The sequence below is a fragment of the Ruminococcus sp. AF17-1AC genome (assembly GCF_003461385.1).
In the GTDB taxonomy this organism is placed as follows: Bacteria; Bacillota; Clostridia; order Oscillospirales; family Ruminococcaceae; genus Hominimerdicola; species Hominimerdicola aceti.
The window spans coordinates 26,039-46,598 of sequence record NZ_QTWZ01000004.1; the positions used below are offsets into that span (position 1 = coordinate 26,039).

General features: G+C 43.7%; 22 protein-coding genes. 11 read left to right on the forward strand and 11 right to left on the reverse strand.

Annotated features, from left to right (window positions below):
• Window positions 1–50: 50 nt before the first annotated feature.
• The 3 genes from DWW81_RS03940 to DWW81_RS03950 form a co-directional block, all read right to left on the reverse strand.
• Window positions 51–1,241: a metallophosphoesterase gene (locus tag DWW81_RS03940; RefSeq protein ID WP_117896774.1), complete on the reverse strand. Its 1,191-nt coding sequence runs from the start codon at window positions 1,239–1,241 to the stop codon at window positions 51–53.
• 117 nt (window positions 1,242–1,358) lie between these two features.
• Window positions 1,359–2,465 carry an ATP-binding protein gene (locus tag DWW81_RS03945; protein ID WP_117896775.1) on the reverse strand — a complete coding sequence of 369 codons (1,107 nt, stop codon included), beginning with the start codon at window positions 2,463–2,465 and terminating at the stop codon, window positions 1,359–1,361.
• A gap of 115 nt (window positions 2,466–2,580) precedes the next feature.
• Complete coding sequence (locus tag DWW81_RS03950; protein WP_117896776.1) at window positions 2,581–3,891, reverse strand: MATE family efflux transporter; 1,311 nt, start codon at window positions 3,889–3,891, stop codon at window positions 2,581–2,583.
• A gap of 309 nt (window positions 3,892–4,200) precedes the next feature.
• Here DWW81_RS03950 and DWW81_RS03955 point away from each other — a divergent pair, with 309 nt between their 5' ends.
• The gene (locus tag DWW81_RS03955) at window positions 4,201–5,127 is read left to right on the forward strand and encodes a LysR family transcriptional regulator (RefSeq protein WP_022286543.1); all 927 of its coding nucleotides are present in this window, start codon (window positions 4,201–4,203) and stop codon (window positions 5,125–5,127) included.
• Between the two features lie 254 nt (window positions 5,128–5,381).
• Here DWW81_RS03955 and DWW81_RS03960 read toward each other — a convergent pair whose 3' ends face one another.
• A complete protein-coding gene (locus DWW81_RS03960; RefSeq protein ID WP_022286542.1) occupies window positions 5,382–5,864 on the reverse strand; it encodes a metallophosphoesterase in 483 nt (160 codons plus the stop codon).
• Window positions 5,865–5,946: 82 nt separating this feature from the next.
• Here DWW81_RS03960 and DWW81_RS03965 point away from each other — a divergent pair, with 82 nt between their 5' ends.
• Genes DWW81_RS03965 through DWW81_RS03975 form a run of 3 tightly spaced genes read left to right on the forward strand, consistent with a single transcriptional unit; the run spans window position 5,947 to window position 7,024 of the window.
• On the forward strand, window positions 5,947–6,207 hold the full coding sequence (locus DWW81_RS03965; protein WP_117896777.1) for a hypothetical protein: 261 nt from the start codon (window positions 5,947–5,949) through the stop codon (window positions 6,205–6,207).
• Between the two features lie 39 nt (window positions 6,208–6,246).
• Window positions 6,247–6,702 carry a hypothetical protein gene (locus DWW81_RS03970; protein WP_242989559.1) on the forward strand — a complete coding sequence of 152 codons (456 nt, stop codon included), beginning with the start codon at window positions 6,247–6,249 and terminating at the stop codon, window positions 6,700–6,702.
• Complete coding sequence (locus DWW81_RS03975; RefSeq protein WP_242989560.1) at window positions 6,680–7,024, forward strand: hypothetical protein; 345 nt, start codon at window positions 6,680–6,682, stop codon at window positions 7,022–7,024. The genes DWW81_RS03970 and DWW81_RS03975 overlap by 23 nt, the downstream gene beginning before the upstream one ends.
• Here the strand turns inward: DWW81_RS03975 and fliB are convergent.
• Window positions 7,021–8,124, reverse strand: a complete 1,104-nt coding sequence (gene fliB / locus DWW81_RS03980) for a flagellin lysine-N-methylase (protein WP_117896779.1) — start codon at window positions 8,122–8,124, stop codon at window positions 7,021–7,023. The two genes, DWW81_RS03975 and fliB, sit on opposite strands and share 4 nt — an antisense overlap.
• Window positions 8,125–8,224: 100 nt before the next feature.
• Entirely contained in the window at window positions 8,225–9,157 is a 933-nt protein-coding gene (locus DWW81_RS03985; protein ID WP_117896780.1) for a hypothetical protein, read from the reverse strand.
• Window positions 9,158–9,494: 337 nt separating this feature from the next.
• Here DWW81_RS03985 and DWW81_RS03990 point away from each other — a divergent pair, with 337 nt between their 5' ends.
• The 3 genes from DWW81_RS03990 to nrdD all read left to right on the forward strand — a co-directional run bounded on the left by DWW81_RS03990 (window position 9,495) and on the right by nrdD (window position 11,188).
• The gene (locus DWW81_RS03990; RefSeq protein ID WP_117876333.1) at window positions 9,495–10,022 is read left to right on the forward strand and encodes an SH3 domain-containing protein; all 528 of its coding nucleotides are present in this window, start codon (window positions 9,495–9,497) and stop codon (window positions 10,020–10,022) included.
• Window positions 10,016–10,765: a SprT family zinc-dependent metalloprotease gene (locus DWW81_RS03995; protein WP_117896781.1), complete on the forward strand. Its 750-nt coding sequence runs from the start codon at window positions 10,016–10,018 to the stop codon at window positions 10,763–10,765. The genes DWW81_RS03990 and DWW81_RS03995 overlap by 7 nt, the downstream gene beginning before the upstream one ends.
• Window positions 10,766–10,897: 132 nt before the next feature.
• Window positions 10,898–11,188, forward strand: coding sequence for an anaerobic ribonucleoside-triphosphate reductase (gene nrdD / locus DWW81_RS04000; protein ID WP_117857504.1), 291 nt, complete (start codon window positions 10,898–10,900; stop codon window positions 11,186–11,188).
• Window positions 11,189–11,263: 75 nt separating this feature from the next.
• Here the strand turns inward: nrdD and DWW81_RS04005 are convergent, their stop codons facing one another.
• The 5 genes from DWW81_RS04005 to DWW81_RS04025 all read right to left on the reverse strand — a co-directional run bounded on the left by DWW81_RS04005 (window position 11,264) and on the right by DWW81_RS04025 (window position 17,681).
• Window positions 11,264–12,085 (reverse strand): zinc ribbon domain-containing protein, encoded by an 822-nt coding sequence (locus tag DWW81_RS04005; RefSeq protein ID WP_181982660.1) that lies wholly within the window; start codon window positions 12,083–12,085, stop codon window positions 11,264–11,266.
• A gap of 132 nt (window positions 12,086–12,217) precedes the next feature.
• Window positions 12,218–15,166: a YfhO family protein gene (locus DWW81_RS04010; RefSeq protein ID WP_117896783.1), complete on the reverse strand. Its 2,949-nt coding sequence runs from the start codon at window positions 15,164–15,166 to the stop codon at window positions 12,218–12,220.
• The gene (locus DWW81_RS04015) at window positions 15,153–16,100 is read right to left on the reverse strand and encodes a glycosyltransferase family 2 protein (RefSeq protein ID WP_117896784.1); all 948 of its coding nucleotides are present in this window, start codon (window positions 16,098–16,100) and stop codon (window positions 15,153–15,155) included. The genes DWW81_RS04010 and DWW81_RS04015 overlap by 14 nt, the downstream gene beginning before the upstream one ends.
• A 78-nt stretch (window positions 16,101–16,178) precedes the next feature.
• Entirely contained in the window at window positions 16,179–16,763 is a 585-nt protein-coding gene (locus tag DWW81_RS04020; protein WP_117896785.1) for a hypothetical protein, read from the reverse strand.
• A gap of 48 nt (window positions 16,764–16,811) precedes the next feature.
• Entirely contained in the window at window positions 16,812–17,681 is an 870-nt protein-coding gene (locus tag DWW81_RS04025) for an AraC family transcriptional regulator (protein ID WP_022286529.1), read from the reverse strand.
• 170 nt (window positions 17,682–17,851) lie between these two features.
• Between DWW81_RS04025 and galE the strand changes: the two genes are divergently transcribed.
• The 4 genes from galE to DWW81_RS04045 all read left to right on the forward strand — a co-directional run bounded on the left by galE (window position 17,852) and on the right by DWW81_RS04045 (window position 20,536).
• The gene (gene galE / locus DWW81_RS04030; RefSeq protein WP_038670643.1) at window positions 17,852–18,862 is read left to right on the forward strand and encodes a UDP-glucose 4-epimerase GalE; all 1,011 of its coding nucleotides are present in this window, start codon (window positions 17,852–17,854) and stop codon (window positions 18,860–18,862) included.
• A gap of 169 nt (window positions 18,863–19,031) precedes the next feature.
• Window positions 19,032–19,448 carry an anti-sigma factor antagonist gene (locus tag DWW81_RS04035; protein WP_117896786.1) on the forward strand — a complete coding sequence of 139 codons (417 nt, stop codon included), beginning with the start codon at window positions 19,032–19,034 and terminating at the stop codon, window positions 19,446–19,448.
• A 4-nt stretch (window positions 19,449–19,452) separates the two neighbouring features.
• Window positions 19,453–19,869: an anti-sigma F factor gene (gene spoIIAB / locus DWW81_RS04040; protein WP_117896787.1), complete on the forward strand. Its 417-nt coding sequence runs from the start codon at window positions 19,453–19,455 to the stop codon at window positions 19,867–19,869.
• Between the two features lies 1 nt (window position 19,870).
• The gene (locus DWW81_RS04045) at window positions 19,871–20,536 is read left to right on the forward strand and encodes a sigma-70 family RNA polymerase sigma factor (protein ID WP_117896788.1); all 666 of its coding nucleotides are present in this window, start codon (window positions 19,871–19,873) and stop codon (window positions 20,534–20,536) included.
• Window positions 20,537–20,560 lie beyond the last annotated feature (24 nt).

Consider the following 20,560-nt stretch of genomic DNA (forward strand, 5'->3'; position numbering starts at 1 on the left):
TAAAAAAGGTCTGTCACCAAAATCAAGTGACAGACCTTTTACTATATAACTTAACCTGCAAAATCAATATCTACAGAGCATATCTCAGCGTCAGTTCCTACCCTCATGAAAGTGCCGTATACACCAACACCAGAGGTGACAATGGAGTACATATTATCTTTCTTTATCATGCCACATGGGTTTTCCCAGAAAAGACCTATTGTCAGATTGCCTGGGAAAAGCTGCCCGTCATGTGTGTGACCTGAGAAATCTATGTCCGCACCTGCGTCAGCGGTCTTTTGAAGCTCATCAGGCTCGTGGGAAAGCACAAATATCGGCTTGGTTTTGTCAAGATCTTTAGTAAGCTCTGATATCTCAGTACGAGTGCCGTCCTCAGTGCCGGGCTTGTCAGTGTCACGCCTGCCCACAAGATAAAATTCATCGTTTATCAAAACAGACTCATCATTGATAAGCTTTATGTCACACTCTTTTATAAAGTTTGTCATTTTTTCACTATTAAGCTGCTTGCCGCCCCAATCGAATGTGAAGCCCATTAGTATCTTTTCATCAATGTCATGATTGCCATAGACAGCATAAACGCCGTATTTGCTCTTTATGGACTTGAGCTGTGCCTTTATACCTTCGGGATCGTCCATGCCGTCATAGCTGTTGTCAAAAATATCTCCTGCTATTATAACAATGTCAGCGTCCTGCTGGTTTATTTTCTCAACCATATTTGTGATGTGGTCTACACCGATAGCGTAACCCATGTGCAGGTCAGCCACAAGCACAGCCTTTAAATGCTTGTCACTGCCGCAGGACTTGTTGACAGTTACGCTGTATTCATTCACCTTGATGTTTCGTGCATTGAAAATGCCGTAAAGACAGGTCGCCACCGCACAAGCCACAACCACCGAACCTATGGAAATAACGCTTCCACGAGAAAAAAGCAGCGTGTTTTTGAGCTTCGTGTGCTTTGCGATAAGTCTTAGCAGGTCAAAAAGCACCACATACAAGAGCGAGTAGAGCATAATGCCTATCCAGTATGTAGAAATTCGCCTTATGACGATAGCAACGGCGGATTTTGGAAGCAGAAAAGCTATAACAGGCGAAAGCGCCATGAAAAGGTAGACCACTGCAAAAGGCACTTTGAAACGCAGCCAGTTAAATCTGTGGTTGCAGTGCTTCATCCAGTAGAAAAATCGGAACATCATGTATGATGATACGCCCAGATAAAAGGGCAGAAGAAATAGAAATATCATTATTATGCCACCTTATAGATAAGTGAGGAATGAGGAATTAAGGTATCGCCTGCGGCGATGATTTTTTGTAGGGGCGACCTTTGGTCGCCTGTTTCGCCGCTTGTGGCTGATGAGTTTTTATTCCTCTTTGAATCTCTCCAAAAAGCCGTGTCTGCCCTCGTCATCTTTGTATGCAATGACCTGATTGAGCATAACATTCTCCACACTCTTGAAAATGTTGTATTCCACCTGCGGATTAACAAGCTTTAGCTTTGCAATAAGCTGTTTTATCTCCATACGCTTTGATACTGTCCTGCTGTCAGGTGCGCAGGTGGTGCAGGTGTCGGTGAACTTGCAGGCACACTGTATGAAACGCAGCCCATTATAGTCACGCCACCTTTTTATGTCGTCCTCTCTTACCATATAGAGCGGTCTTATAAGCTGCATGCCCTCAAAATTCGTGCTGTTGAGCTTCGGCATCATGGTCTGTATCTGTCCGCCGTAAAGCATCGACATCAGTATAGTTTCGATAACATCATCATAGTGATGTCCAAGTGCTATCTTGTTACAGCCAAGCTCCTGTGCTTTGCTGTATAAATGACCTCTTCTCATTCGTGCGCACAGATAGCATGGATTTTTCTCCACATTGTATACAGAGTCGAAAATATCAGACTCAAACACTGTTATGGGTATTCCAAGCCGCTTTGCGTTGCGCTCGATTATCTCACGGTTTGCAGGGCTGTAGCCCGGATCCATAACAAGATATTTTACCTCGAAAGGGAACTTGCTGTGGCGGTGAAGCATTTGTATGAGCTTTGCCATGAGCATTGAATCCTTGCCGCCCGATATGCACACCGCTATCCTGTCATTAGGCTTTATAAGCTCATATTCGTTCACAGATTGTGTGAATCTGTTCCATATCTCCTTGCGGAATTTCTTTTGTATGCTCCGCTCAGCGTCCTGTGAGATATCCTCTACGACCTCTTTGGAAAGCTTTTCTCTCAGCCAGCCATAGTAGCCACCCTCTAGGTTTTCGGCGTCATAGCCAAGCTCTCGAAGCTTTTCGGCCTCAGTGTCGCTTATAAGTCCGCTTTTACAGCAGATAAGAAGCTTTTTGTCCTTTGGCAGGTCGCTTTTATCAAGCTTTTCGGCAGGGATGTTCACTGCTCCGTCAATGTGACCATACTCAAAAGAAAGCTCGTCCCTTATATCTATTATCAGCGTGTTGCCGCTTGCATTTATCATTTGTCAGTTGACCTCCGCAAAATTAATCACTATTCTTTATGATAGCATAAAAATCAACTTTTTTCAAGCTTTACGCAAAAATAAAAAGGCAAAGCCTGATACTTTGCCCTTTGTTTTATGTCTTGTGTCTGTTTCTTATATAGAATATTATGGATATTGCCGCTACGATAAATTCCGTGACAGGATAAGCAAGCCATACGCCGGTTAATCCTGCTGCCTTGGACATAATGAAAGCCATTGGCACGATAAGAGCAAAGCCCCTTAATACGGTGATGGTCTGGGCTGGTATGATCTTTTCAGAAGCCGCAAAAAATGCAGATATTATTATATTGAAGCCTGAGAAAAACAATCCGGTAAAGTATATTTTCATGCCGTCCTCTGCCATGCGCTGAAGAGAGTCAATATGCTCGCTGTTGAATATAGCGGCGATAGGCGTTGTGAAAAATGCAATAGCAAGGTAAACCATAAGCGCTATTACAAGCTGTGATATAATAGAATATCTCAGCACTGCTCTAAGACGGTCTTTGTTGCCAATGCCGTGAGCAGCACTGATAAGCGGCTGACCGCCTTGTGCGATACCGGTGAATATGGATACCGCCACAATGGAGGTATTCGCTATCACCGCATAAGCTGCAACGCCTGTGTTGCCTGCAAGACCAAGTATTATTATATTGAACGCAAGCACTACGATGCCTGATGAAAGCTCAGTTATAAGCGACTGCACGCCTATGGATAATATGCCGCCAAAAGTTCTCCCTTCGTGCCTTGCCTTGATGATATGGAAGCTGTTCTTTTTGCGGAATTTGTATATGCTCAGTATGCAAAGGCTTATAACAGGCGAAAGCCCTGTTGCAAGGATAGCTCCGAAAATGCCCATATCCAGCGGGAAAATGAACACATAGTCAAGGATTATATTTGAAAAGCTTCCCGTGAGCATTGCTGCCATTGAAAGCTTTGGGTTTCCGTCATTTCTTATAAAGCAGTTGAAAGTGTCGTTAAGCAAAAAGAACGGTCCGAACATCATAAGCACTTTTAGGTAGGTATTAGTCATGCCCACAACGCTGCCCTTTGCACCAAGAAGCTTTGCAAGTGGCATTGAGAAAAACGCTCCGCCCAAAAAGTATATCGCTCCAAGCACCAGAGCCATAAGCAGTGCACAGGTGAAAACTCTGCTTCCTGCTTCGTCACGTTCCTGACTTTTGTATATTGCAAACTTTGTCGCTCCGCCCATGCCGATCATAAGTCCGGTGCCGTGGATAAGGCTGTATATCGGAATGGCGATATTCAGTGCAGTAACACCGTCTGCACCCATGCCCTTTGCGACAAAGAACGTGTCCGCAAGGATATAGCACGATACACCTATCATTCCGAGAACGTTCAGAGAAGCATATCTGGCAAAGTCCCTAAGATGTGAATTTCTATTCATTTTTATCCTCCGTTTATCCCACAAAAAAACGCCGAACACCGCTGTCTTTTAAAGCCTAACGACAGCAGGTCCGACGCAAAACTTCTACCCGGCGGCAGAAGTAAGCATTAAACATATAAGATTATAACAGAGTATATCGGCATTGTCAAGAGGTAAATGCCTTCGCTTTATGTTAAATAAATGTTAAAAAACGCTCTCTGCGGTTGACAAGTTTTTAACAAAGCTTTATAATGAAATTGACAGAAAGCATATATAATATTATATGACAGCCTTATTATTTTATATACCGATAACAAAGAAGGGGAAACTATGAATTTAACTCATCTCAGATATATGGTAGAGGTCGAAAGACTTGGGTCTATCACAAAAGCAGCTTCAGCACTTTATATGGGTCAGCCTAACCTTTCAAAAGCCATAAAGGAAATGGAAAGAGAAGTTGGCATACCGATTTTTAAAAGAAGCGCAAAGGGTGTTGTTGCCACAGAAAAGGGCAAACAGTTCCTGCAGTATGCCAAGGCCATACTTGTGCAAATGGATAAAATGGAGAGCCTTTATAAGGATAATGGTGAAAACGCTGTGAACTTCTCTCTGCTTTTGCCAAGGGCAAGCTATATAACCCACGCTTTCACTTGCTTTGTGAACAAGTTAGGCACGAATGTGGAGCTTGACGCAAAAATAAGGGAAACAAACTCCATGGAAGCCATAAACGCAGTGGTGGAATGCGAATATAACATGGGTATAATCCGTTATCCTGTGGCATATGAGAGCTTTTTCATGTCTATGATAGAAGAGAAAAATCTGAAATATCATAACGTGTGGGAGTTCGATTATGTACTTATCACAAGCGAAAACAGCCAGCTTGCTAAAGAAAAAGAGATAAACGAAACTGTTTTGGATAAATACATAGAGGTATTGCACGGCGATAATATCGTGCCGAACATCTCAGCGACTTACCAGAAGAAAAACGCTGAGCTGAATAATCACAGCAGACATATTTACGTTTATGAGAGAGGAAGTCAGTTCGATATCCTCTCGGCTTGTCCGGACTCATTCATGTGGGTAAGTCCTCTGCCAAAGGAGATATTGAAGCGTTATGGCCTTGTGCAAAGAGTTTGTCATAGCTTCAAAAAGACCAATAAGGACGTTCTTATCTATCAGAGCAATTACCGCCTTAGCCATGCGGATCAGATGTTCCTTGATGAGCTTGAAAGGGTAAGAAAAGAGATATCAGAATAATTTTTAGCATAAAAATGCGGGCGAACATGAAAAGTGTTCGTCCGCTTTTTGTTTAAGGCAACACCGCACAAAGCCTGCCTGACGGCTTTGCACGCCATCTGCTTGCAGATTTTCCGTCATATCACACAAAAATCCCTTGACATACGACAGTATGCCTGCGGAATTTTTATGCAATCTGACAAAAAATCTGACTACGCATCTGACGCACAATCTTTGTGCGGTATTGCCTTAACAAGATCTAAGTCCTGAGCATATTATAGGTCAACGTGACTACAGAATATGCCACCGTCCTTTGTAATGTCAATATAGGCATAGCTTGCAGGCTTGCCGTCTCTCGGCTGACCTGCACTGCCGGGGTTTAAAATGTGGATACCCTCCTCATAGGCATAGTAGCGGCAGTGTGTGTGTCCGAAAAGTGCTATCTGTGCGCCTATTTCCTTGGCTTTGTAAAAAAGTCTGTCGGTAGAGTATTTCACGCCCCACTTGTGGCCATGGGTGAAAAATATCTTTATACCGTCATCGGTCATGTATATGTCATTTTCGGGAGTGAGCGAAGCAAAGTCGCAGTTTCCTGATACGTTTACTATCTTTTTGTCAAGATACTGCACTCTCAGGCTGTCAAGGTCACGTTCGCCGTCACCAAGAAAAATAAACAGGTCAGCGTCGCCGTTTCTCTTGAATATTTTGTGCATTGCAGAATAATTTCCATGAGTATCCGAAAAAACGATTATTCTCATAGTTACACCCCTTTACCAGTTATAACAAGCAATATTATAACATAAATATTTATAAATACTATAGAAAAAAGGAGAATTTTTTATGAGCGCAAAAAACAGCTTCAATTCCATGGATCCAAAAGCCATGCAGGCACTTCTTGCAGTGGCTTCCAAAAAGCTAGGCACCACCCCTGATGTGCTGAAAGGTCAGCTTGAAAGCGGAGTTTATGACAGGGCACTTCAGGGTATGCCGCAAAACGAGGCTATGATGCTTCAAAAGGCTTTGTCAGATCCGAAAACTGCCGAGAAAATATTGTCCTCACCGCAGGCAAGGGCGATATTCAAAAAGCTTCAGGGAAAATAGTATTTTGCAGGGCAAAAGCTTGAACAGGCGGTGAAATAATTGGACGATCTGATGAACAAAATACAGAATGTGCTTAATGACGAGGAAAGCATGAAGCAGATAAAGGAGCTTGCGGATATGCTCACGGCGGATAACGGCGGACAGGGAGAGCAGGGCGGTAAAAGTGAAGCACCAACCCAAAGTCCACAGAACATGGACTTTTCTCAGCTTCTTCAAAGCCTGGGGGGCATTTCTCCGCCTGCGGAAAGCAAGCCTGCGCAAGCGACACAGGCAGGGGGTCTTGATATTGCAAAGCTTATGAAGATACAAAGCATTATGCAGTCGGCTTCAAAGCCCGATAAAAATATCCAGCTTCTTCTTGCTCTGCGACCTCTGCTGAAAGAAGAAAATCAGGCGAAAATAGACAGGCTCATAAAAATATTCAAGCTTTTTGCGGTGTATCCCGCACTGAAAGAAAGCGGACTTCTGGGAGGTGATCTGCTTGGCTTATTCTGATGACAATAATTTTACCACCATGCAGGAGGAAGCCATTCGCCGTGTGAGAGAAATGCAAAGGCGTTCACGAAGCATTGTGGGCGCAAGCCCTAATAGCGAGCCTGCACCACCTAAAGCAGAGGAAACCCCTCGCACTCAGAATGCTCATAGCCCACAAAAAGCCCCTCAGAGCAGCTCGCTTTTGAGCGGTCTGCTTGGGGGGAATTTAGGCGATATAAAGATAGACGAGGAAAAAGCCCTTATCGGTCTGCTTATTTACATATTATACAAGCAGGGCGCAGACATAAAGCTTCTTCTGGCGCTTGGTTACCTTCTTCTCTAAAGCGTCCATTCAAGAAGTGCAAGCATAGAAATATCAGAGAAAATATCTGAAAGATAGCTGTCGTCATATATCCTGTCCATGTTGTCACCTGAGTATTCTATCTCCTTGCAAAGCTCCTTGACGGTTTCAAAGCGTGCGGGAGCGTCCTGCTCACGACTGAGGTTTATTACCTCTGCGGCAAAAACGAACACTATCATAGCCTTTATTTTTGACAGCAGGTCGAAATCTCTCACAGCTTTAAGAAAATATCTGTATACAAAATATACCGCAAGCTTTTCGTACTCACCGCTCGTCTGAGCCTTTAAGGGTGCGGAAAGCTTTTTCACAAAGCGGCTTGCGTCTTTTATCTGCTGTGGGAGAATGTCGCCTATAAAGTCAAGACGTTCAAGATACAAAAGCATTTTTTCGGCATTTTCCAAAGGCTTTTCAGGCAAAGCCTTTTTCAAACTCTCCACACGCTCTGCAATTATCTCAGGGTGGGAAAGCTCCTGGGCAATGGCTTTTATCTCCTCTGTATCCTCTTCGTCAAGAGCATATTGTATCTCCGCTGACGCTGAAAGAACGTTCACAAGCCTGTCATGGAGAGAATATTCCCTGTTTTGAAGCAGGTCAATGAAAGCCGTCCGTGCAAAAAGCATGGTTTCAAGAAGCTTGGGATCGAACTCAAGGTCGTCAGGCTCTTCATCTATCTCTTTGGTAAAAAATCTCACAGGCTCATCATCAGAAAGATACATTCTCACAGCTTCTTCGCAGGCAAGTCCCACGCCTGCCTCCTTGTAATCTCCAAACCACTCGTAAAACCTTGGGTGTTCACGGCATATGTCTGAGATGTTTTCCTCACCGTAAGCAAGCTGAACAGAGCAAAGCCCCTTTTCGTTGAGCATAGGGCATTTGCCGTCGCAGTGGACAAGATATTTCACGCCCTCGTCTTCCGTAACTGAGTTCACAAACTTCCTGCCTATGTCATTGTCAAGCTTTTTGTAAAAGCCGTAGGTGTCCTCGTCTATCTCGATATCCCAATCGGTCATACAGCAGTTGTCAGAACACTGCGAGCCTGTGCAGACAAATTCATCAAATATCTCAGGGTAAAAAAGCTTCATATAAATATCTCCTTATGAGGTGTTGACCTTATTATAATACTAATGATTTTATCTGTCAACTTTCAGAATAAAAAAAGGCAGACACCTTGTCCGCCTTTTGTCACTCTTGTGTGAAAACTATCCATTTTATGTTTTTGGGGCTTATCTCGTCAAGATACTCTGACGGCACTGTGACAGTTATCTGCCGCTTTGAAGTCGCCCCTGCTTTGTTCTCGGGTATCTCTTTAGCCACATATATGAAAAGGGAATCCTTGTCTTTGACCGCCCTTACTACTTCATAGTCGATATGCTCATATCCAGAAAGCTCTCCTTTTAGAAAAATAACATGGTTGTTGAAGCCGCCCTCTTTTTCAAAAGCTTCCATATCCTTTTTCATTTCCTGAATTTGCAGCTCACTATTGTATTTCAAATAATATTCACTGAAATCATCATAATTTGAGAACATTTTTTGATAGGGAAATGTCATGTTGGCTTCACTGCTGCACTTGTATATCTTTTGCTCAAAAGGAACGTCTGTAAGCTCACTTGTTACATTCTCTGTCTGATAAAGCTTGTTGCTTCCTGCGTAATATACCGTCAAGCCGTTTTCACAAACGCTGTAAAGGCTGTCGGCAGAAAGCTTTTTTGAGAAAAGCTTCATGCTGCCCTCAGAAAAGTCCTCAGATTCTATGGTAAGAACACCGCTGTCCCCCTCCAAAGAGCTTTCAGCATGTATCACCTGCGTGCTTGTGCATACTGTTATCTCAGCCTCAGTGCCGCTTTTTACGCACTCACAGAACTCAGCCCAGCGCATATCGCTTTCTTCTGAAGAGTCCATGAAAAGCATACCATGCTCTCTAGCCGTGTCAGCGGTTATCTCACTGCCGTTCCATGCTGAGAAAAATATCTTTGCAGGGCTGTCAACGACTTCCTCTTGTTCGATAAACGAGGAGTTTTCAGTATTGACCACGCTCTCTTCAAATCGACCGCAGGCTGAAAAAAGGGTCAGGAACATTGCAGCAGACAATGCACCGCAGATGATTTTTTTATGCAATTTCCTGCCCCCTTGCTTTTATACTGTAGGGGCAACGCCTCCCAAGGCACGCCCTTAAAATTCATTATATCACATTTTGCTGATTCTGTTAATATGTATTTTAATCAAATTAGCAAACTCCTATTTGGCTATAATGTCAAAATATCAGCGTGAATATGGCAAATATCTCAAGAAGAGGGTTTGAAGGGTGAAATGTGACAATATTGTAATTAAACTGTCATTGACATTGATGAATAAAAATATTATAATATATTTATGTACCTGTGCTTTGTTTGCGGGTGGGCAGGTGTATTCCTGCAAAAGGAGGCGAAATGCGGCGGCTTGTGCCGTGCAATATATGGATAATAACAAGAATAATGTTTCCCACAAGGCTTCGGGAAATACGGCGAGCGTTGTCGCAATAATCGTCGTGGGCATATTTGTGCTGTGCGTGATACTTCTGCTTGCCAAGGGGCTTTTTGCAAGCAATAGTTCAGAAGTGCCAAAGGGTATAAATACTGCTACTATAAATACAAACGAGTCTGTGGCTGAACCGGTGAACAGCGCCGCCCCTGCGGATACGTCCGTTACTGATAACAGCAGTGTGGACGAAAGCGGTGCGGTAACAGATGTGTCCAGCGACGAGTCTAGTCAGACAGATGTGCTTGAAGTAATGTATGTCACAGAGTATGCTTATCTTCATGTGGCACCTGATAATGACGCTGAGAATATCGTTTGTATGTCACCGGGCGTTCAGGTAAACGTTCTTGAATATGAGGATAACGGATATGTGAAGATAAATTTCATGAACATAGACGGTCCACTCACAGGATATATTTATAAGGATTATCTTACAACAGACAGCTCTATAGCAGTACAGTGGTAAAAAATACAGCGCCGCACAAAAGAATGTGCGGCGTTTTTGGATATGGGGGCTTTGAAGTGCCGAAATATAATACTTTTATCGAGGATAAAAACGGAGAGCGCATAGACTTTATCCTTGACGTTGCCAAAAGAAGTCGCCTTAATATGGGTATGCGTGACGGCACTTTGACAGTGCGTGTGCCTTACGGCTGTTCAAAGCAGCAGCTTGAAAGCTTTATTAATAACAATCTGGGCTGGATAAAGGAGCAAAAAGACAAGGCGGCGGTGGGTCTGCCGAAAGATTTCTGCCATGGCGAAAGGCTCAGACTTTTGGGGAACGAGCTTACCCTGACCCTTGTTCAAGCTGATAAGTATTTTTCTCCTAAGATAGAGGACGGCAAGCTTCTCATTGCCGTGAACAAGACCAGCGACCAGACCTATGTAAAAGAGCAGACCACCAAGTTCATAAACGATCTCACAGTGGCGGAGATAACAAAAAGTATGCAGAAAATGTCTGCCTCCACAGGACTTGTGCCTGAAAAGGTCACAATAAAACCGCTGACAGCAAGCTGGGGAAGATGTATCTCAAACAGGCATATTTCCATAAACTCAAAGCTTATCGTTTTCCGCAGAGAGTGCATTGATTATGTCTGCCTCCACGAGCTTTGCCACTTGGTCTTTATGGATCACAGCAAGGATTTCTGGGCTTTGGTGGGAAAGTTCTGTCCCGATTGGCGAGGCATAAGAGAAGAAATGAAAGGCTGACCATGCAGGCATACCCTACAAAATATACTCATGTGCTTTGTAGGTATTAACTATTGACAAGTACAAGATATTGTGGTATCCTTTTATTGTGGCAACAATATGTATAACAAAGAAAAATGGAGGTAATGTAAAATGGTAAATGTGAACGTAACAGGCGGGGAGATGTCCCAGGCAGAGATAAATTCATATATCGACAGGGCGCAGAAGCTTTACCCTGAAAAGACTATCCAGACTATCGACCTAAAAATAGACGGCGACTTTGTTGACGTTGATTATCACTTTGCAGACGTGCCTTTTCAGCGTATAAGAAGAATAACAGGCTATCTTGTTGGAACTCTCGACAGATTTAACGACGCAAAGAGAGCGGAGGTCCGTGACCGAGTAAAGCATGGTCTTGCAAGCCCCAGCGTATCAGAACAGTAAAAATGAAACACGGCATATGTCACCGAAAAAGTGGCATATGCCGTATTTTTTATGGAAGTGTATTGGTGTAGCTTTTTAGACCTTGTTTCCGCAAACGCTGCAAAATTTGGCTCCGCTCTTCAGCTCTGAGCCACAATGAGGACACTTTTCAGGTGCGGTCTGCTCGACAGGCTGTTCAGCCGTTTCAGTAGGTGGTTCTATAGGCTCTGTCTGTTGTGGCATCTCAGGCTCAACTACGCTCTGTGACATAACAGGCTCGGCATTGTCGGGCTTTCTGAACTGTGACATATCAGGCTGAGCAAAACTCTGTTCTTGCGGTGTAGTCATTGGGATAGGCGCAGGGGCATTGTCAGGCGTCTTTGCGGCAACAGGTATCTCAACGGCGAAATCTTCGCCCATAAGTCTGCCTGCAATAACAAGTCCACCGATAAAAAGCAGGAAAGCCGCAATAAATGGCAGAACGTCATCAGCAAGTGAAAGGGCTACCCTGAACTTGTCATTGTCATAGCCCATTGTTATAGCGTTTGAGAAGTGACCTTTTACCGTAACATAGTATATCATTATGCCCTTTGTTATCATCACAACAAGCGGGAAAAGGATAAGAAAGCCTGCGAATGCACCATCAAGCTTTTTCTTGCCCTTTGCTCTTGCAGATGTGAAAAACGCCACAAGGCTGAATATGGCGAGTGCGCATGAAAGACCATAGGTGTTCACATAAGCGAAAATGTCAGGGGTGAACAAAAAGTCTATCTTGTTTGTGAAAACGTTGTTGTAAACGAGCTTTCCCACAGGGTCAGCCAAAGCGCCTGCTGCCGAGAGAATAAATGCGAAAAAACTCAGCAGACACAGGGACATTCCTGCATATGTAAGCTTCTTTGTGTAGATCTTTTTTGCCATTTTGATTAGTCCTTTCATTTGTGAAGTCTTTATCCGCTGTCCGAAAAAATAGGGGCGGATAGAATTTCCGTCCCTATTATAATACTATTTTATAAAAGCCTTGTCAATAGATTTTTTTCGCAGCTTTCGTCGCTATTTATCGTTTTTGCCGCTATCCTCGTCCTCACCGAGAATATTTTTCATCATCTCGTTTATGTGCCGAAGCTTTTCGTCATCATCATTGTCAGGGCGGTATATCCTCAGCGGCTCGTCCGTTGTATCAGTTGTGTCATTTATCACAGGGGTTGTGGCTTTCTCACTGCTCTCAGCCGTAAAGTTAGCTTTTGCAAGCACCTTTTTCATGACTTTTCCACGCTTATATTCAAACAGGAATATAAGCACCAGCAGGGCAACACCAAAGCCCGTTATGATAAGAGATACCTTCCAATAGTCAGGGGAGAACTTCATTGTTATCTTGTTTTCACCCTGCTCCAAAGGGATAGTTATAAGGCTGTCAAGAGTTTTTTCAGCCGTCACCTTTTTGCCGTTCACAGTAATAGTCCAGCCGTTTTCGTATGGTATGGTCGTGAACAGTACAGAGCCGTCATTTTCAGCATTAACAGTGCCCTCAAGATAAGTGTCCTTAAAGCTTGTGACCTCAAGCACATTTTTCTGCATATCAGCGCAGGTCTGTGCAAAGCTGTCATAATCAAAGGTGTAGAAAAGCTGGTCTTTCCAGTAAGCTTCGTTATCGTCATTTGCCACCGTTATGCGTATGCGAAGCTCCTGCCCCTCATAGAATTTGCCAAGATTCATAATGGAATAATTGTCGCCCACAAAGAACTGACCTGCATATTCCATAGGCTCAGAGCCGTCCATATAATCGTCCTCGTCCTGTATCCACACGTTGCAGGAACGCTCATATTTGGTTGGAAGATACATATAAAGATATGAGTCCTTATCCATTTTCACAACATAGTCAATGTGACATTCTGCAATGGAAGTGTCTGTAGGGAAGTATTTCGTGTGTCCGTCAGTGAGCTGAGATGTAGAAACGTTCTCCATTTCGCTGTTTATAACAGGTATCTTTGTGAAATATTCCTTTGTTGTGCCTGCGAGGGCGTTGAATACCATGTTCTGATTTTCAAAAGGATTATCTTCAGAAAGTGACACGTCCTCAATACTCGGTGACGATACCATGCCAAGACCAAGAGCGTTAGGGTTGTTGTAGAATTTATATGTTGCGTCGCCCTCAGTGTATTCTGTAGTGAGCTTGTATTCCTCAGGGACTTTAACTCTTGTGCCTACAAAAGAGGTGTTGCCCGTTTTGTCCATAAGATATTTTATGTCAAACAGAGCGTCGGTTATGAAAGTTGTGCCGTCATATTTTGTGTAGTGTCCGCCGTAAGCATAGCCAAGCTTGTGGAGCATCATAAGGGCAGGTGCGTTCATCGTTGAGCTTGAATGTGAAATGCCCTTGTAGCCTGTTCCGATAGGGTCGTTCACGGTTCTGTGGAAAGTTGCCTCCATGCGGTAAAAGAGCGACGGGTCATATTCCTTCATCATTGACACAGCGTTTCTCGTCTGCGTCATGTAAGGTTCATAAGAGGTGTATTTGCTGTATGCAACGTCAGTGTCTATCTTGTCGATAGTGTCAGCGCTGTTTGCAAAAAGCTCGACCGCAAGAACGCCTACCATTACGATACAAACAGCCTTTGATTTTGGATATTTCTTGATAAGATAGATAAGTGCGAAATATGCCGCCAGCGCTATCATGGATACCCATATGCCTTGTATAACGTTTGTGGTGTCGCCTGTTTCACTTGTCTTTGTTTCAAAAAGCTGGAAGTGAGAGTAGTTCTCACGCTCACACCAAAAGAGGAATACCATAAGTCCGAAGAAAATTCCGCCGATGTTCTTTGCAGTTATGCCCTCGAGGTTCTCAAACGCCCTGAATGCCATTACTATCATCAGGAATGAAAATATGAAAGAATATCTGTAAGGCAGCCAGTTCGGCACTTGGAAGCCGTGCATCGCCATGTCCGCAGGCTTTATATACATTAGTAAAACAAGCAGGAAAGTGAGCAGACCTGTGGAGGTCTTTTCTTTCATTGTTATCCTGTCGTTCATAAAGAATAGCGGAACAAGTATCAATACAGCCGTTCCGCAGTATATCATAGGCATACCCTCAGGGTAAACAGTGTCATATGACATTGGGAAAAGCTTTGTTATGAACGTAAGGAAATCAAATTGCGTTGCAAGTGAGAAATCAGGGTCAGTGAACTCAAATTTGCCAAGCTTCAAAGAATTGTAAACGGTTATAAGAACGAACGCCGCACACATAAGCGCAACAAGCGTGCCGATACCGAAAGCCACACAGCGTGAGAAGAACTTTTTTGGCAATATCCTGCCCTCTCTTGAAAGACAGTACCAGCAGAAGTAGAAAAACGTGAAAATTCCCACCATATAGCCGATGTAGAAATGTGCAATGAACATAAGCGCCAGCGGCACTATATAAGGCACAAGCTTGCCCTCATCAACGAGCCTGTGAACGCCCCAGCATATAAGCGGCAGATAGATAAGTCCGTCAAGCCACATAGGATCCATAAGCTGTACCACCATGTATGACATAAGAGCATACATGGTAGGGAATATGATAAGTGAGATAGTTTTAGGCTTCTGCACTGATATCTTTTTTAAGAAGAACATGAACGTCACAGCCGCCGTGCCTATCTTTGCAAGCTGTAAAATAAGGATAGAGGTCGCCATCATCGTTCTCGGCAGCAGCACAAGTATCAGCATAAAAGGGCTTGCAAGATAATATGCAAACACACCGAACATTTCTCCGCTGAGGTTTCGTGACCAGTTGTAGATAAAACTGCCATTGCCATGGAAAGCGTCACGGAACTGCTCGTAGTAGTAAACATACTGACCGTTCAAATCAAGTACAAGCACCGAGCTGTCACCGATAGGGTGTATCTTGAAAAACGCATAGGCTGAAAACATTATTGCCACAGGCAGAAAAAACACCAAAAAGTACAGCCGCTTATCATAGCACCATTTTTTTATAAATGAAAGGGGAGATGTCTTAGTCTTTTCCATTCTTTTTCTCCTCGTCGTCTTTTCTTATAATATCACGGATTATGTATCTAGGTCGCTGTTTTATCTCCTCGTATATCTTTGAGAGATAAAAGCCTATTATTCCAAGACTGAACATTATTATACTCGATGTGAGAAGCTGTAGGATTATGACAGTTGAAAAGCCTGCCGCCGACGCACCGATAAGCTTTTTGATAAGGGTGTGAAGTCCCAGTATGACAGAGAAAATAAACGTTATAACACCGCATACTGTCACTATCTGCAAAGGCGCAGAGGTAAAAGAGGTTATGCTGTTTATGGCGAATTTGAAAAGCCCCTTTACAGACCACTTTGATTCGCCTATCTCTCTGTCAGCAACGTCAAAATATACACGCTCCGTCTTGTAACCTACCCAGCTTGACATTGCTCTGAAAAACGTCAGTCTTTCAGGCATTGCATTCAGTGAATCTACCACAGCCCTGTCAAGAAGCTTGAAATCGGAAGCCGCTTCCATGTCGAGTCCGCTTGACTTGTTTATCATCTTGTAAAACCACAGAGAGAAAAATTTGTATACAGGGTTTTCCTTTCCACGGGAATTTTTTCTGCCCTCAACAATGTCAACGTCATTGTTTTTCCAGATGTTGTACATCTCGATTATGACCTCAGGCGGGAACTGCAAATCACAGTCCAGCAGAACGCAAGCGTCGCCCTTTGCAGTTTCAAGTCCTGCGAAAATTGCACTTTCCTTGCCGAAGTTTCTTGAAAAGTTCACGCCCACGATATGCTCGTCATTGCGTGCAAGGTTTGAGATTATATCCCATGTTCTGTCCTTTGAGCCGTCGTTTACAAAAACAAGCTCATAGTCTATACCGTTTTCGCTGAGAAGCTTTGAAACAACAGAAGCACATTTTGCAACGTTGCCTTCCTCGTTATAGCTTGGTATTATTATTGATAGCATTTTTCGTTCTCCTATTCTTTGTTGCCTTTATACACAAAACAGAACGCCATTTGTGAACATGACGTTCTTGAAATATCCTTATTTGTTTTCTCTTTCACGGCGTTTTTCATAATCTGTCCTCAGCTTGTTGAAGTTGTAAAGCATGATGAGCAGGAAAATATACACAAGTATCTTTGCTATTGCCGCAATAACGCCTGCAAAGGTGGTGACGAACTCTATTGGTATTAGCCTGTTAAGCAGGTCGCCCCCAAAGTAAATAAACGTCATGAGAGCAAGCTTGTTGAAACTGCCCTGAAGCCTTACAATGTTTGAAACGTCTTCCACAAGCTCTCTGTGGCTGTCAAGCGCCACAAGGAACATTCTCATAAGGTTCAGTGACATATAGACAGTTGCCGCCGACAGCAAAATGCTTATAACGTTCGCCGCCATTGCCGCAGGGGAGAGAAGCTTCAATAGAAGCTGACATACCACCGCAAGAGCGCACATAGCGGAAGAAGTGTAAGCAGGCTTTTTAAGATGTGCGAAAGCGTCAGTGCGTTCTTCAGCCTCAGCCGTTCCCACTGCGAAAAATAAAAAGCCTACAAGCTTTATAACGTAATTAGAAGTCCAGCCTGCGTTGAGCATGAAAAGCATGAAAAACGAGCCGACCATAAAGAAATTCATTGTTTAAGACCCTTTCGTAGCTAATTATACCTATTTATTATATCTCATTTATATACCCTTGTCAACCGAAAACGCCTTGTTTTCACCTTTTGTACACAAAGCGTCAGCCCTGTATTCCGTAGGTGACACACCCTTTGTCTTGTGGAATATCCTTGAAAAATAAAGGCTGTCATTATAGCCTACCGACCTTGCCACGGCCGACACAGGAAGCTCAGTTTCTTCCAGCAAACGGCAGGCGGCGTTCACACGGAAATCAGTTATATACTGTGCAGGAGAAAGCCCCTCGTATTCCATGAAAGCTCGATATAGCGTGGCACGGCTCACGCCAACGAAATCGGTGGCATTCTCGACCCCTATCCCAAGGGTGTAGTTGTGTGCAATGTAGTTTTTCGCCTTTGTGACATATCCCTTTGCGGTGCTCCCCGAACGGCTTTGACTTCCCGAGCGTTCCATAAGAATGCCCAGCGTGATGTAAAGCTGACCTGTCATTTTCACAAGGTCTGAGCTTCTGTTTCCACTAAGACGATAAATGCGTTCAAGACTGTCTTTAAGCTCGCTTCCAAAGTCTGCGGAGATAACGGGACACTCTCTTGTGAAGCCTGCACGATCAAGGATAAATTCAGCGTCAGAGCCGTTGAAGCCTGCCCAGTAGTATTCCCATGGGTCGTTCTTGTCGGCAGTGTATGTTATAACAGTGTAGGGGTAAATGAGAAAAGTGTCCCCTGCGCTAAGGTGATACTCTCCCTGCGGTGTTTTGTATACGCCCTTGCCACTTATGATGTGGTGGATAAGATAATGGTCACGAACGCCGCTTCCCCAACTGTGAAGCCCCTGACATTTTTCATAGCCCACGTTGTATACCGACAGCGAAAGTGCGTCCGTCTGGTCTGATTTAAAGGAATGGCGGTCTGTATTCATTCTGTGTGTTCCTTTCTGTGAGATGGTCTGTTATAGATATGATAGCATATTTTTATTCTCTTTGCAACAAAAATCCATGTGTTTGAAACAAAAATGGTATTGCAAAAACGTGAAAATATGGTATAATGTAAGTGTAAGAAAAAACCTGACATATTTGGGAGGTAAAGAATATGGCAAAAATACTCGTTACAGGCGGAGCAGGATTTATCGGAAGCCACACCTGCGTTGAGCTTCTTGAAGCAGGCTATGAAGTAGTTATAGTTGATAACTTTTCAAACTCAAAGCCGGAGGCTCTTAACAGAATAAAGAAGATAACAGGCAAGGACTTTGCTTTTTATGAGGCGGATCTTCTTGACCTTGCAGCGCTCGAAAAGATATTTGAAGAAAACAAGATAGACGCTGTTATACATTTTGCAGGTCTTAAAGCGGTTGGCGAATCTGTTCAGAAGCCTGTTGAATATTACCATAACAACATTACAGGCACTCTCATGCTTATCAAGGCAATGAGAAAATACGGCTGTAAGAAGATAGTTTTCTCATCTTCCGCAACAGTTTACGGCCCTGTGAACAAAGCTCCATATACGGAGGATATGCCTACATCTGCAACAAACCCTTATGGCTATACAAAGGTAATGATAGAGCAGATACTGAGAGATGTTTATGTTTCAGACAACGATTGGTCAGTTTCACTTCTGAGATACTTCAACCCTATCGGCGCACATAAGAGCGGACTTATCGGCGAAGACCCTAACGGTATACCAAACAATCTGCTTCCTTACATCTGTCAGGTAGCAGTAGGAAAGCTTGAAAAGCTCGGTGTGTTCGGCGACGATTACGATACTCCTGACGGAACAGGTGTAAGAGATTATATCCACGTTGTTGACCTTGCTAAGGGTCACCTTTGCGCAGTCAAGTATGTAATGGAAAACAAGGGTGTTGAAGCCGTAAACCTCGGCACAGGAAAAGGCTCAAGCGTTTATGACGTTCTTCACAGCTTTGAAAAAGCCTGCGGAAAGAAGCTTCCATATGTGGTAAAACCAAGACGTGCAGGCGACATTGCAACCTGCTATGCTGATACAGCAAAGGCAAAGAAGGTCTTTGGCTGGGAAGCACAATATGGCCTTGATGAAATGACAGCAGATAGCTGGAACTTCATTAAGAACAATCCTAACGGACTTTAATACATAAGCATAGAACATAATAATTTTCCTAGGCAGGGACACACTAATGTGTGTTCCTGTTTTTTTATGCCCTTTTTCCATTCATGCAATAATGCGACAAAAAAATCCCACTGTAAGTGATAATATATTTTCAGCGGATAAAACGAAAAGATGAAAGGAATGATAAAGCATGAATGTGGAGATAAAAAACTATCCGTCAGCCAGAACTCTTGTGGCAGAGATATGCGGCGATATCGACCACCATACAGCAAAATATTTCAGGGGAGAGATAGATAAAGCCATTAGAAGCCATAACCCTCTTACCCTTATCCTCGACTATTCTCAGGTGACCTTTATGGATAGCTCAGGCATCGGACTTGTTATGGGCAGATACAGGATAATGTCAGAAATGGGTGGCGAGGTGATAGTGGCGTCGCCTCCTGCTTATATCCGAAAGGTCTTGCAGCTTGCAGGTATGCACAGACTCACAAAGATAGTTATGGATATGACCCCGTATATACAAGAGAAGAAAGCAGCTCAGGAACAGAATGAAAGCCCCGATGACAAAACAAAGGAGAGTGATAAAATTGAAACGAAAACCCCTTAATGAAATGAAAGTCAGTTTTCCCAGCTATTCTGAAAATGAGCGCTTTGCTAGAGTTGCAGTCAGCGGTTTCCTTACTCAGCTTGACCCTCAGATCGACGAGCTTGCAGATGTCAAGACCGCAGTGTCAGAGGGAGTCACAAACGCCATTGTCCACGGATACCGAAACACCCTAGGGGAGATATTCATGCAGATAAGGATATTCGAGAACAGACACGTCTACATAAAAATAAGGGATAAGGGCTGCGGTATCGCTGATATCGAGCAGGCTATGCAGCCGCTTTTCACCACTGCACCTGAGGAGGAAAGAGCAGGTCTTGGCTTTGCGGTCATGGAAAGCTTTATGGATAAAGTGAAGGTGCGCAGCAAGCTTGGAGAAGGAACTACCCTTATCCTTGAAAAAAACTTGAAAGAAAGAGTATAAAATGAGCAGCATAGTCGAGACCCCTCTTGCAGAAGAAAATCTGGGGCTTGTTCACCTGTGCGCAAACCGCTTCCGCAACCGTGGCATAGAGTATGACGACCTCTACGGCGCAGGCTGTGTAGGTCTTGTAAAAGCTGCGAAGGCCTTTGACAGCGGCCGTGGTGTGAAATTTTCCACCTATGCAGTGCCTGTGATACTAGGGGAGATAAAAAGGCTTTTCCGTGACGGTGGCACGATAAAAGTGTCACGGAGCATAAAAGAGCTTTCCATGCGCCTTGTAAGAGAGCGTGAGAGATTTTCAATACAGCAGGGGAGAGAACCTACAGTAAGCGAGCTTTGTGAGCTGTCAGGAGAAAGCGAAGAAGCCGTTACTCTAGCCATGAACGTCGCCCTGCCCCCTGTTAGTCTTACTGAAAGCTCAGATGAAGACGACCGCCACGGACAAATAGATATCCCTGTTGATGCTCCTGACATAGAAATTGCTGATAGGCTCTCTCTCCGTCAAGTCATATCTTCCCTTGAAGCGGAGGATAGAAAGCTTATATACCTGAGATATTTTCAGAATAAAACTCAGATGGAAACGGCAAAACAACTTGGTATGTCGCAGGTGCAGGTGTCAAGGCGAGAAAAAAAGCTGCTCACTTTAATGCGTGAACAGCTTAAATAATATCATTACAGTGGGCGGCTTTTG

Excerpts from the sequence above, each read along its gene's own strand:
- DWW81_RS03940 (WP_117896774.1), bottom strand. The coding sequence starts at position 1,241 with ATGATATTTCTATTTCTTCTGCCCTTTTATCTGGGCGTATCATCATAC.
- DWW81_RS03945 (WP_117896775.1), bottom strand. The coding sequence starts at position 2,465 with ATGATAAATGCAAGCGGCAACACGCTGATAATAGATATAAGGGACGAG.
- DWW81_RS03950 (WP_117896776.1), bottom strand. The coding sequence starts at position 3,891 with ATGAATAGAAATTCACATCTTAGGGACTTTGCCAGATATGCTTCTCTG.
- DWW81_RS03955 (WP_022286543.1), top strand. The coding sequence starts at position 4,201 with ATGAATTTAACTCATCTCAGATATATGGTAGAGGTCGAAAGACTTGGG.
- DWW81_RS03960 (WP_022286542.1), bottom strand. The coding sequence starts at position 5,864 with ATGAGAATAATCGTTTTTTCGGATACTCATGGAAATTATTCTGCAATG.
- DWW81_RS03965 (WP_117896777.1), top strand. The coding sequence starts at position 5,947 with ATGAGCGCAAAAAACAGCTTCAATTCCATGGATCCAAAAGCCATGCAG.
- fliB (WP_117896779.1), bottom strand. The coding sequence starts at position 8,124 with ATGAAGCTTTTTTACCCTGAGATATTTGATGAATTTGTCTGCACAGGC.
- DWW81_RS03990 (WP_117876333.1), top strand. The coding sequence starts at position 9,495 with ATGGATAATAACAAGAATAATGTTTCCCACAAGGCTTCGGGAAATACG.
- nrdD (WP_117857504.1), top strand. The coding sequence starts at position 10,898 with ATGGTAAATGTGAACGTAACAGGCGGGGAGATGTCCCAGGCAGAGATA.
- DWW81_RS04005 (WP_181982660.1), bottom strand. The coding sequence starts at position 12,085 with ATGGCAAAAAAGATCTACACAAAGAAGCTTACATATGCAGGAATGTCC.
- DWW81_RS04010 (WP_117896783.1), bottom strand. The coding sequence starts at position 15,166 with ATGGAAAAGACTAAGACATCTCCCCTTTCATTTATAAAAAAATGGTGC.
- DWW81_RS04015 (WP_117896784.1), bottom strand. The coding sequence starts at position 16,100 with ATGCTATCAATAATAATACCAAGCTATAACGAGGAAGGCAACGTTGCA.
- DWW81_RS04020 (WP_117896785.1), bottom strand. The coding sequence starts at position 16,763 with ATGAATTTCTTTATGGTCGGCTCGTTTTTCATGCTTTTCATGCTCAAC.
- DWW81_RS04025 (WP_022286529.1), bottom strand. The coding sequence starts at position 17,681 with ATGAATACAGACCGCCATTCCTTTAAATCAGACCAGACGGACGCACTT.
- galE (WP_038670643.1), top strand. The coding sequence starts at position 17,852 with ATGGCAAAAATACTCGTTACAGGCGGAGCAGGATTTATCGGAAGCCAC.
- DWW81_RS04035 (WP_117896786.1), top strand. The coding sequence starts at position 19,032 with ATGAATGTGGAGATAAAAAACTATCCGTCAGCCAGAACTCTTGTGGCA.
- spoIIAB (WP_117896787.1), top strand. The coding sequence starts at position 19,453 with ATGAAAGTCAGTTTTCCCAGCTATTCTGAAAATGAGCGCTTTGCTAGA.
- DWW81_RS04045 (WP_117896788.1), top strand. The coding sequence starts at position 19,871 with ATGAGCAGCATAGTCGAGACCCCTCTTGCAGAAGAAAATCTGGGGCTT.